Here is an 11,640-nt window from a genome sequence, read left to right on the forward strand (position 1 = left end):
ATCAGGGATAAAGAAGATACTTTTTTCGTATTTGCTTAAACGTGTCAAGATCTCTTTCCCAGCTTTTACGGATCGTCTCCTCAGATGCACCTGACGCTATCTGCTTACGCAGTTGATCAGAGCCTGCGAGACTATCAATAAATCGGTTTTTAAGAAAAAACCCCTTTTTATCGGGATAGTTGGTATAAGCGTCTTGAAGATAGGAAAGGTTCAAGCGCTGTTTGGCACGATTTTTCCTGAAGTCTGTTTTACTCAGATTCACACCATAACATCGCTTGCCTTTGAACTTGGGATATCTAGCTCCCGGTCTTGACTCTGGGACAAAAAAGAACTTTTTTACTTCATATTTGGGTGCACCGTAAAGCTGAAAAGGTTTTTTTGTGCCTCTCCCTGCTGAGATAAGCGTTCCTTCAAGGAATGCCAGAGAAGGATAAAGTGCAACAGCCCTGTCATTAGGGAGATTGGGTGAGGGTTTGACCGGAAGTGAGTAAAAACTGCTGTGTGTATAGTTTGCCAGTGGTATGACGGTAAGCTTCACCTTACCACCACCCTTGAGCCACTTCTCACCATTGATCATTTTGGCATACTCTCCGATCGTCATCCCGTAGACGACAGGTACAGGATGAAGACCGACAAAGGAGCGATACTTTTTTTGAAGTACAGGTCCGTCAATATAGTGCCCGTTTGGGTTGGGTCTATCCAGTACGATGACAGGAATATGCTTCTCTTTCCCTGCTTCCATGATATAGTGCAGTGTCGAAAGGTAAGTATAGAACCGGACACCCACATCCTGGATATCAAACAGGATCAAGTCAATCCCCTCAAGATCTCTCTTTGTCGGTTTTTTATGTTTACCGTAAAGGGAGATGATGGGAAGTCCGGTTTGCGTATCACGAGAGTTTTTGATATGGGCACCAGCATCTGCTTCACCACGAAAGCCATGCTCAGGGGCAAAGATCTTTTTCACCTTAACCCCATGCTTCAAAAGAGTATCAAGCAAATGCTCTTGTCTTACCAAAGACGAGTGATTTACAACCAATGCAATGCGTTTGTCTTTGAGTAAAGGGAGATAAAGGTCCGGTTGTTCAGCAGCCGGTGTGATCTTCCCGGCAAAAAGTACAGTAGAGAGGAGTATAATCAGAAAAAAACTTTTGTATAATCTCTTTGTTAAATGTATCATATCTCTATTCCTATTATTGATAATTAATGTACTTAGGTGGTTCCTTGATCCTCTCACCATTAACAGATTCCAAGCCCAAAACTTGTTTAGGAGTCATTAAATAAGGTTTGTCTTGATTGAAAAAGAGTTTAAATCCACTTGCAACTTTGTTTGATAATCTTTTTGTATATATGCTATTATAGATTGATACTTTCAAGCCTGCTGATCCAAATCCATCCAGATTAAATACAAGCTTGATATTATCATAAGTTTTAATATCCTTTTTATTTGTAAGCATTGAGTGTCTAAACATATGCACAATGAGTATCTTTTTCTCTTTAATTCCATGTTTTTTCATATAATTACTCATTGCTTCCTGTACCTGATTCACCTGATTACCAGTAATATGACCAATGATCTTACCGGGCCGAATACCTACTCCATGAACATTAAACTCGGGATCAATAGCTATATGTACATTGTTATATTTAAGATACTTAAGTACAGATCTAATAGATTGTACGGGAGTCTTCTTCCCCAGTTGAAGATCAAGAAAGAGTACAAAACCATATTTATTTGCTGCATGGATATAGGGCATTAGTTTTTGACTGGAAAGTGTACTAATATAATTTTTATTTCCTCCAGGATGAATAGTAGCCATATCATATACGATATCAAATCCAGGCACAATATTTTGATTGCCACTTGCTTTTTTATATTCATTGGCTTTTGCTTTAATGATCGGGATGATCGCTTCAAGGCTGTATTTACCAAGTACACCCATTGCCCTGACACCTGGACGTCCATAGTAAGCTACTATCATTTGATTTTCAGTTGGTAGCAGCTGTGACTTGGCTACATTTTTCATCTGTGCTGATGCTGTTGATGTAACTCCCAGTAGTGTAATACCAACAGATATCATAACTATTAAGGCAGAGCGTATTTTGAATTCCATGATTTCCTTTGTTCTATGATTTAGAAAGCTTATAGTTTTTAAAACCTTATAAAATATATAATTTTATAAGGTTTTTATTTTTCAAAGAATCATCATTATGTTAATCTCAAAAACTCGCTCTCACCGTCACTTTAAGTTTAAATGAGATTTTTGTAACCTTAAACGAAAAATCAAAACCCGTAAATAGGTACTTTTTCGTTTAAGCAATAGGTTTTCGGAGAGAAAACCTAAATATATAAATTGGATTTAACAATAATCCAAAAGCATTCCATCCTTAACCGCTTGCATACTCTCTTCACCCACAAGCTTTTTCACGATAGCCAAACCGAAACATACTGCTGTTCCAGGACCTTGGGAGGTAAGCACATTACCATCTTCTACCACTTTGAGGTCATCTCTGTAACCGGGATGGTCTATCTCATCTTTTGCTCCGGGGTAACAGGTATAGTCATTACCCAAAACCCCTGCTTTTTTGAGTACAAATGGAGCAGCGCACATTGCACCTATGATCTTTTTAGCTTTAAACTCTTGAACAAGTTCTATCACTCGGGCATGTTCAGCCAAAGCGTACGTACCGTCCCATCCACCGGGAAGTACCATCATATCAAAGTCATCAGATATGACATTTTTAATGGCTGTATCTGCCTTCACACCGATGCCATTGGCTCCTATAACTACCTTGCCATGCCCCAGTGACTCATCTATGTATGCCACACGTACTTCAATGCCTCCACGACGCATCACATCTATAAGGCCTACTGCCTCAACCTCTTCAAATCCTGCTGCCAAAGGTAATAATACACTTGCCATTATTTTCTCCTATTTAATATATGTGTTACGATACGATGTCCGTGATTAAGTGCAATAGCAATACTTCCGCCACTATTAAACACTATATCTCCGGCAACATAAAGTCCTTCTACTTCACTCTCATAATTTTCATCAAAGATAGGCTCACCTGTCTCATCCAAGGTAATACTACAACAACTCAAAAAGTCTTTAGGTGTTGTTCCTCCAATAGCATAAATAATTCTGTCAAACAGTTCAGCTCCATCGGAAAAGTTGACTTTCACTTGTCCATGTTCACTCGCTAAGCTTTCTATATCTATACCTAATTTTAAGGTCACTGCTTCATCGTTACTATAGTTGGTGATCATCTCTTGATTGGTAGGATTTGGTCTACCTAATGTCTCTCTTCTATAGTTCAGTGTCACTTCATTCGTTTCACTTAACTCACAAGCATACTCTACTGCAGTATCTCCACCACCCACAACAAGGATCTTCTCACCGTTGCTGCATTTGTCTAAATTAAAATTGATCTGTGTTCTAAGTGAGGGAGGGATTTTATAGGAAGGTTTATTGGGTTTACCCATACGACCAATGCAGACAATGACATTTCTAGCCTTTTCTGCACAACAAGCCGATGTTACATGAAAAATATCACCCTCTTTTTTCACACTCTCCACTGCACAATTAAAACGTGTATCTATAAGCTCATCATCCAAGAGTTTATCAAAATAATCCAACGTACTCTCTTTCGTGCCATCAACAAAATCCACATTGCCTTCCAGCTCTACAGCTTGACCTTGCCAATCTTTATCAACACGTTTTTGATCTTTATAGAATTTTCTGATCGTATGAGAATGGTTATCTGTTTTTTCTATCATAAGAACTTTTTCAAGACCCAGTTCTTTTGCCTCGACCACTGAGCCAATACCCCCCGGTCCACCACCGATGATAATCAAGTCATATATATTTTTCATATTTTACTCCTATAATTTCATAGTAGTGTATCATTTTTTGATAACGCATTGCTATCCAACTAATTAATCATCACTCTTTATCACTACTTTTGCATACATCCCAGGGAAAACATTCGAGTCGCCTTTATCAAAAGAGATACGCAGTTTGATCTTATGTGTCATAGGGTTTGCATCAGGGATAATGGCATGTATCATACCAACGGTCTTATAGTTAATAGAAGGAATTTCGACTAAAACTTTTTGTTTTTCTTTTATCTTGCCAATAATACCTTCTGAGACGGAAACATCTATCTCCAGACTCTCTGTATCCACAAGCATAATGGTCAGCATTCCAGGCATGACCATATCACCTACTTTGATATTTTTCTGTACTACAACCCCTGCGGAAGGTGCTTTCATCTTAAGGTAATTAAATATAGTCGCCATCTGCTTTGCTTTAATGGAAGCTTGTTCAACCATTACCTGTGCAGCATCAAGCATCCCACTTACATTTTCAGCCTGTGCCTCAAGATCGTCCAGATTCATCATAGGCATATCGCTCTTATTTTTATATCGTTCTTTTTTTCTATTGATATTCTCCAATCTCTTACGCCAAAACTCTACCACGATCTTGGACTGCTCCAACATCAGATCAGCCTGCGACTTCATGATGTCAAACTCTGCAGACTCCATCTCATAGAGCTCATCTTCACGTTCAACTTTGTCACCAAGTTTTACAAATACCTTTTTTATATATCCCATATAACGGCTACCGATCATTTTCTGTCCATCAGAAATAACCGTACCAGTAAGTCTGATATCACTCGCTTCCAATGATAGAATGAGTAAAAAAGTTACAGTTAATAATATTTTAGGACTCAGCATTTAGTGCTTCCCTATATTGAATTTTAATTCTTATCATCTTCTTCCTATTACCACTTTCTTAATCGTATATGACACTGCATACATCGACTGGCAATTTTACTATATGCCTGAAGCGCTTGCACAGCATCGCCATCTGCAAAACGCTCCTCGATATCTTCTGATTTTCTTAGAATCTTTTTTTGTATCTTATTTGTCATCTTCAAATCGTTCTGTAGCCATTTTTCATAAATATCTTTATTGTTCACTTCTGCATCAGTAGGTCGGATCTTCACAATAGTCTCTTTAAGGTCTTTGACTCCTGCTTTAACGATATCCGCATTATTATAGAAAAAGCCTGACTGTATATCTTGCATGGCTTGTGCCATCTTTTGCATATCAAGTATTCTCTCTCCTTGACTATACCCTTCAGCCGAAGCCAATGTCATCGATAATGCAGCAGTTATCATTAGTTTGAGTAGTAACTTTTTCATTTTATATCCCTTTTATTTATAATCTTTCTAATGTCAACATTGTAACCAATTATCTTTAATAACTAAGTTACATTGATAATCATCATGAAGTTTAATTACTTTTTTTTATATCGTTTAAGTTTTATTTCAAATAGTTATTGCTAAGATGGTGTTATCTAAAAATTTCAAAAGGATGAAAAGATGAGAAAAACCGTTATATCATGTGTAGCAGCAGCTGCACTAATTACAAGTGCATCTGCAGATTTTAGTTTCGGAGATATGTTCAAAGATATGAAAGATGCAGCAACAAGTATGAGTAAAGATGCTAAAGACAGCGTTGAGTCTATGAAAGATGGTGCTGTTGAGACAAGTAAAAGTGCTGAAAGAACAGTAACAAATGTAAGTGCTGATGCGAAAGACTCTGCAGTTAAAGTTTCTGATGATCTTAAAACAGCTGAGATCTCTACAAGTAAAGATACAAGAGATTCTGTAGTTGAACTTGCTGAAGACACTAAAGACTCTATCACAAACACAACTAAAGACCTTAAAGACAGTACAACTATCGCTTCAAAAGATATGAAAGATTCAGCTATAGCAGTATCTCATGATGTCAGTGATACAACTAAAACTGTTTCTGCTGACAGTAGAGACTCTGTAAAAACAGTTTCTAATGATATGGATGATGCAACTAAAACTATTTCGAATGACTCTAGAGATTCTGTAAAAACAGTTTCTAATGATACAACTGATTCTGTAAAAACAGTTTCTAATGATTCAAGAGATTCTGTGAAAACAGTTTCTAACGATATGGATGATGCAACTAAAACTATTTCAAATGACTCTAGAGATTCTGTGAAAACTGTTTCTAACGATATGGACGATGCAACTAAAACTATATCCAATGACTCTAGAGATTCTGTGCAAACAGTTTCTAACGATATGGATGATACAGCTAAAACTATATCTAATGACTCTAGAGATTCTGTAAAAACAGTTTCTAATGACATGGATGATGCAACTAAAACAGTCTCTAACGATACTAGAGATTCTGTAAACACTGTTTCAGACAATGCTAATGACTCAACTAAAACAGTTTCTAACGATACTAGAAAATCTGTTAAAGAAGTTTCAGACGACAACGACGCTGTAAAAAAATAATCTTTTTTACACTCAGCTTCTAAATAGCTACCAGTATGAACTGGTAGCTCTATCTCTTTTCTGCATTCTATATCAACACATATTCAAACTTTAATTAAAAAATATACCAGAATAATTAACACCAGATAATAACAATTATTTTGATGTATTAATATTAATTTTATTAATACTATTTAAGTAATAGTTCAAATACTTATTGCTAAGATAGTATTATCTTAAATCTAAACTATGTAATTGTTTGGGTTAAAATTAAAAGGATGAAAAGATGAAAAAAACCGTTATATCATGTGTAGCTGCAGCTGCACTCATTACAAGCGCATCGGCTGAATTTAGTTTCGGAGACATGTTCAAAGATATGAAAGATGCTACGATCAGCATGAGTAAAGATGCAAAAGACAGTGTTGCCTCCATGAAGGACGGTGCAGTTGAAACAAGTAAAAGTGCTGAAAGAACTATTACTAATGTGAGCGCTGATGCAAAAGAGACAACTATTACGGCATCAGATAATATAAGAGAGATGGAAGTAAATACAACCCATAACATGAAAGATGCAACTGTATCACTTTCAGAAGATACAAAAGACTCCATTTCAAGTGCAAGCAGTGACTTAAAAACAAGCACTACTACTATTGCTACAGATATGAAAGACACTACCGTGACTATCTCAAATGATAGTAGTGATTCCATAAAAACAATTTCCAACGATAGTACTGATTCCGTGAAAACCATTTCTAATGATGCAACTGATGCAACTAAAACCATATCCAATGACTCTAGAGATTCTGTAGTAACTGTTTCTAATGATCTTAACAGCTCAGTGCAAACGATCTCAAATGACTCTAGAGATTCTGTAAAAACTGTTTCCAACGACCTGGATGATGCAACTAAAACTATATCTAATGACTCTAGGGATTCTGTAAAAACTGTTTCTAATGACTTAGACGATGCAACTAAAACGATATCTAATGACTCTAGGGATTCTGTAAAAACTGTCTCTAATGATATGGATGATGCAACAAAAACAGTTTCAAATGACTCTAGGGACTCTGTAAAAACAATCTCTAATGATATGGATGATGCAACAAAAACAGTTTCAAATGACACAAGAGACTCAGTACAAACCATCTCTAACGATCTGGATGAAACAACTAAAACAGTTTCAAATGATGCAAGAGACTCCACAAAAAGTGTATCTGATAATGCGAATGATTCAACAAAAACCATCTCTACTGACACGAGAGATTCTGTAAAAGAAGTATCTGACGATACAAGTGATAGAGTTAAAACTGTATCTAACGATAAGAAGTAATCTTCTTTACTATTTACTTCGAAAAGTTACCAGTCACTTTTGGTAGCTTTTCATTTTTAGTGATTAAAAATCATAATTTAGATTTATTTTATATATAAACCATATGCTATCCTATAGATTAAGAAATGTCTTTAAAGGATTATTATGCATAAGATCAAAAAAATGATATTGAGTACTCTGTTACTCTTTATACCTTCACTACTTTTAGCTACTTCCCCACAAACCAACAACACAACAACACCTAACAAAGACACTCTTGCAGTCTTCTACACCTTAGAGGGAGATATACAAGAGAAATTCAATACCCTTGTAGAGGAGAAGTTAAAAACTATCGGTTTCACCGTTACTGATCCGCATAAAAGAGTCAATGACCACTATAAGGAAAAGTATGGTTCAACTATTTTAGATGTACTGAGCTTTATGTCAGTAGTCAATAATGATAATATCCTACCTCTTTTAAACATCGATCCGCGTATCGCAGCATTCTCTCCATTCAATATGCTTATTCATAAAAAACTCGATGAAAAAAATACACATGTTGGTCACCTCATGCCTTCAGCTATTCTAGACATGATAGGTATAGAAGATGCCAAAGTAAGAGCAGATTTTACTGCTGCCTTTAAACCTCTTGATGCAATGCTGGAAAAAGAACTTGCTGTAGATGGTGCAAAAGTCACTAGAAGCTATATGCCATATAAAAAGCTCTCTAAGAAAAGAATGATCAACTTTGAATTGGAATTTGAAAAGCCAGAAGATATTGATGATTTTATAGATGAGTTCCAAGAGGTATTTGAAGAGGCATTCATAGCTAAAGAGTATCTTATTGCCGGTTACCATAACTTTATGGAAAGTAGTGATAACGCAAGAAAGATACTTAAAGGTTATGATGCTTTCTGGACCTATTCACTCTGTCATTTAGAGTATTCGTACAACATGTTCGATAACAAAGGTGCATATTCTGAAGCCGGACTCTTTGCGCCTTGTTCTATGTATATGTACATCAAAAAAGGTACAAACAAACTGGTTATTGGTATGCCTACACTATCTAACTGGTCAGATACTTTAGGTATCACAGATGAAAAAAGAGTAGGACTTGTAGCACAACTTGACAAAGAGATACCAGAGATCTTAACTGCACTTGGTATGAAAGCTATGCCTAATGTCAATCCTTTAACAGCAAAAGTAGAGAAAAAAGAAGAGGTAGCTAAAGTTGCTTCTCCTGCTCCTGCTGTAAAGAAAGAGGTAGTATCAGATATACCAAAAGAGACCCTTGCAGTATTCTATACTCTTGAAGGAGATATACAGAAGCCATTTAATGATATTGTAGAAAATAAATTGAAAAGTATAGGTTTCCATACTTCTGACCCGCATAAACGGGTCAATGACCAGTATGAAAAGAAGTATGGGTCAACAGTACTTGATGTACTTAGCTTTATGCCTATCGTTAACGATAGAGAGATATTACCACTTTTAAATATCGATCCACGTATCGCAGGATTCTCTCCTTTTAATATGCTTATCCATAAAAAACTTGATGAAAAAAATACACATGTTGGTCACCTTATGCCTACAGCCATTTTGGATATGTTAGGCATTAAAGACAAAACCGCAAGAGAAAAGTTTACAGCACATTTGAAACCGTTAGATGAAAAGATAGAAGCTGAATTTAAAGCAAGAGGATTAAAGTTTAAAAAGTCTTACCTTCCATACAAGAAGCTTACTCAAAAAAGAATGATCAATTTTGAATATGAGTTTGAGAGACCTGAAGATATTGATGATTTTATTGATGAGTTTCAAAACAAATTCTCACTTGCCTTTATGGATAAACAATATCTTATTGCAGGATATCATAACTTCATGTATGACTTAGATGATGCAGAAGAGATATTAGAAGGTTATGATGCCTTCTGGACATATTCTCTCTGTCACTTAGAGTACTCCTACAATATGTTTGACAATAAAGGTGCACATCCTGAAGCCGGGCTCTTTGCCCCATGTTCTATGTATATGTACATTAAAAAAGATACAAATAAACTGGTTGTAGGTATGCCTACACTGGTAAACTGGTCAGATACTTTAGGCATTACAGATGAAAAGAGAGTAGGACTTGTACACAGGCTTGACAAAGAGATACCTGAGATCTTAACTGCTCTTGGCATGAAAGCTGTAACAAATGTCAATCCTTTAACCGAAACACCAACAGCTATCGTGGTGAAAAAAGAAGTGCCTAAAGTTGCTGCTCCTGTGAAGGAAGAAGCCAAAGTGAAAATACCTAAAGCTGAAACAAAATCTGCTATAGCTACTCCTGTTATGAAGAAAGAAGAGATTAAATCATCTATACCAGCCAAGCAAGAAGTACCAAAAATACAGAGTATTGAAACCGGTGAGGGAGTGGTCAATATTGTTATTCCTAAACCACCAAAAGTACCTATCCCTGTAAAAGTAAACACTATTAACGGTAGTTCAATTGATACATCCAGGTCCATCAAGTTCTCAAAACGTATACCACCCAACTATATACCAAGCAGTCAACGTACGAAAGAAGCCAAGCCTGAAAATACAAATACTGATATTGGTGAAGTTCACAATGGAAAAATTTCTGCTTATTTAAGAGGTAAATTTATGGATGTTGCAGCAGCCCAAGCTAAACTAAAAGAGGCAGGGTTTACCATCGCTGCTGCAACACCAGTTGACAAAAAAGGAAACCTTATCTCTATCGTCTTTACCAATAAAGAGCTGGTAACCATGGCAAGTAAAACAAACAGAGGATTTACAGCATCACTACGTCTTTTAGTCAATAAAATAGACAACCATATTAGTATCACCAATCCACTTTATATGGCTAAAGCATTTATGCAAAAAGATTTTGATGAGAAAATAGCGAAAGATACCTTAGCTAAAATTACTTCTGTATTTACAGGACTTTTAAACTCAAAAGATACACTAAAATTCCAACTTTTACCAAAGTACCAGTTCATGCATGGTATGCCCCACTATGAAGATATGACCGTTGTTGCCTCAGGAAAAAATCTTTTAGAAAAGATCAAAAAGAATAAAAAGGTTCTTTTTATACAAAAGTTAGATAACGGTTCAACACTAATAGGTATTCAATTAGGAAAAAGAACAAGTAAGTTTACTTCCAGGATAGGTACAAACAATGCCGGACTGCTTCCATACCCTATACTCATAGAAAACGGAAAAGCAAAAATCTTGGATCCAAAGTATTACATCTCTGTGATGTATCCACTGTTACAGATGTCAGAGTTTATGACTATCGCTACTATACCTGGTGCGATTGTAAAAGATTGTGAAAAGATATTTAGATAGAAATTGAAGATTCAAATGGTGTTGTCAGGAGACAACACCCTACGGTTTTTATTTATATAATTTATAAAGCTAGTCTACTTTGCTTTCTCCAAGTATTTTCCCTCAACTGTATCTACAACAATTTTCTGCCCTTCAAGGATGAAGAATGGCACTTGTACCACAGCACCAGAATCAAGTGTTGCTGGTTTTTTTCCACCTTGTGAATCACCTTTGAAGTTTGGTGGTGTTTCTACTACTGTAAGTGTAATAGTCTGTGGAATTTCAACTGAGATTGCTTTACCACTATGAAACAATATCTCAGCTTCCATACCATCTATCATATAATCAAATGTATCTTTACCTACCTGCTCATGCGTAAGTCCTATTTGATCAAATGTAGTTGTATCCATGAATTGAAGAAACTCACCATCATCGTAGAGGTATTGCATCGTTTTTTGCTCTAACTCCGGCACTTCAAATTTATCTCCAGCATGCACTGTTTTTTCAATCACTTTTCCTGTTTGAAGATTTTTGATTTTCATACGTACAAATGCTGCACCTTTTCCTGGCTTCACATGATGTGCTTCTACTACCCTATAAGGATTTCCTGTTACCTCAAGTCTCGCACCTTTTTTGATGTCACCCATTCCGATTGTAGCCATAGTTAGTCCTTAAAA

The 11,640-nt window shown here is 36.2% G+C and carries 10 protein-coding genes; 3 read left to right on the plus strand and 7 right to left on the minus strand.

What is annotated here, in order from left to right; all coding sequences use genetic code 11:
* Window position 1: 1 nt before the first annotated feature.
* From ACLHDG_RS11070 to ACLHDG_RS11095, 6 genes are all read right to left on the minus strand, one after another.
* A complete protein-coding gene (locus ACLHDG_RS11070; protein WP_415406297.1) occupies window positions 2-1,180 on the minus strand; it encodes an exo-beta-N-acetylmuramidase NamZ domain-containing protein in 1,179 nt (392 codons plus the stop codon).
* Window positions 1,181-1,193: 13 nt separating this feature from the next.
* A complete protein-coding gene (locus ACLHDG_RS11075) occupies window positions 1,194-2,114 on the minus strand; it encodes a hypothetical protein (protein ID WP_415406298.1) in 921 nt (306 codons plus the stop codon).
* Window positions 2,115-2,360: 246 nt separating this feature from the next.
* Entirely contained in the window at window positions 2,361-2,924 is a 564-nt protein-coding gene (locus tag ACLHDG_RS11080) for a DJ-1 family glyoxalase III (RefSeq protein WP_415406299.1), read from the minus strand.
* Window positions 2,924-3,877, minus strand: a complete 954-nt coding sequence (locus tag ACLHDG_RS11085) for an NAD(P)-binding domain-containing protein (RefSeq protein ID WP_415406300.1) — start codon at window positions 3,875-3,877, stop codon at window positions 2,924-2,926. Before ACLHDG_RS11085 ends, ACLHDG_RS11080 begins: the two co-directional genes overlap by 1 nt.
* 63 nt (window positions 3,878-3,940) lie before the next feature.
* Entirely contained in the window at window positions 3,941-4,741 is an 801-nt protein-coding gene (locus ACLHDG_RS11090) for an efflux RND transporter periplasmic adaptor subunit (RefSeq protein ID WP_415406301.1), read from the minus strand.
* A gap of 47 nt (window positions 4,742-4,788) precedes the next feature.
* Complete coding sequence (locus ACLHDG_RS11095; RefSeq protein WP_415406302.1) at window positions 4,789-5,211, minus strand: cytochrome C; 423 nt, start codon at window positions 5,209-5,211, stop codon at window positions 4,789-4,791.
* Window positions 5,212-5,391: 180 nt separating this feature from the next.
* On the opposite strand from ACLHDG_RS11095, the gene ACLHDG_RS11100 reads away from it, so the two are divergent.
* From ACLHDG_RS11100 to ACLHDG_RS11110, 3 genes are all read left to right on the plus strand, one after another.
* Entirely contained in the window at window positions 5,392-6,348 is a 957-nt protein-coding gene (locus tag ACLHDG_RS11100) for a hypothetical protein (protein ID WP_415406303.1), read from the plus strand.
* 265 nt (window positions 6,349-6,613) lie between these two features.
* Window positions 6,614-7,657 (plus strand): hypothetical protein, encoded by a 1,044-nt coding sequence (locus tag ACLHDG_RS11105; protein ID WP_415406304.1) that lies wholly within the window; start codon window positions 6,614-6,616, stop codon window positions 7,655-7,657.
* A gap of 144 nt (window positions 7,658-7,801) precedes the next feature.
* Window positions 7,802-10,984, plus strand: coding sequence for a hypothetical protein (locus tag ACLHDG_RS11110; protein WP_415406305.1), 3,183 nt, complete (start codon window positions 7,802-7,804; stop codon window positions 10,982-10,984).
* A gap of 74 nt (window positions 10,985-11,058) precedes the next feature.
* On the opposite strand, the gene efp is transcribed toward ACLHDG_RS11110, so the two are convergent.
* Window positions 11,059-11,625, minus strand: coding sequence for an elongation factor P (gene efp, locus ACLHDG_RS11115; RefSeq protein WP_415406306.1), 567 nt, complete (start codon window positions 11,623-11,625; stop codon window positions 11,059-11,061).
* Window positions 11,626-11,640: the final 15 nt, after the last annotated feature.

This window comes from Sulfurovum iocasae (assembly GCF_047716765.1).
Lineage (GTDB): Bacteria > Campylobacterota > Campylobacteria > Campylobacterales > Sulfurovaceae > Sulfurovum.

Coding starts and splice junctions, on each gene's coding strand:
- ACLHDG_RS11070 (WP_415406297.1), bottom strand. CDS start 1,180: ATGATACATTTAACAAAGAGATTATACAAAAGTTTTTTTCTGATTATA.
- ACLHDG_RS11075 (WP_415406298.1), bottom strand. CDS start 2,114: ATGGAATTCAAAATACGCTCTGCCTTAATAGTTATGATATCTGTTGGT.
- ACLHDG_RS11080 (WP_415406299.1), bottom strand. CDS start 2,924: ATGGCAAGTGTATTATTACCTTTGGCAGCAGGATTTGAAGAGGTTGAG.
- ACLHDG_RS11085 (WP_415406300.1), bottom strand. CDS start 3,877: ATGAAAAATATATATGACTTGATTATCATCGGTGGTGGACCGGGGGGT.
- ACLHDG_RS11090 (WP_415406301.1), bottom strand. CDS start 4,741: ATGCTGAGTCCTAAAATATTATTAACTGTAACTTTTTTACTCATTCTA.
- ACLHDG_RS11095 (WP_415406302.1), bottom strand. CDS start 5,211: ATGAAAAAGTTACTACTCAAACTAATGATAACTGCTGCATTATCGATG.
- ACLHDG_RS11100 (WP_415406303.1), top strand. CDS start 5,392: ATGAGAAAAACCGTTATATCATGTGTAGCAGCAGCTGCACTAATTACA.
- ACLHDG_RS11105 (WP_415406304.1), top strand. CDS start 6,614: ATGAAAAAAACCGTTATATCATGTGTAGCTGCAGCTGCACTCATTACA.
- ACLHDG_RS11110 (WP_415406305.1), top strand. CDS start 7,802: ATGCATAAGATCAAAAAAATGATATTGAGTACTCTGTTACTCTTTATA.
- efp (WP_415406306.1), bottom strand. CDS start 11,625: ATGGCTACAATCGGAATGGGTGACATCAAAAAAGGTGCGAGACTTGAG.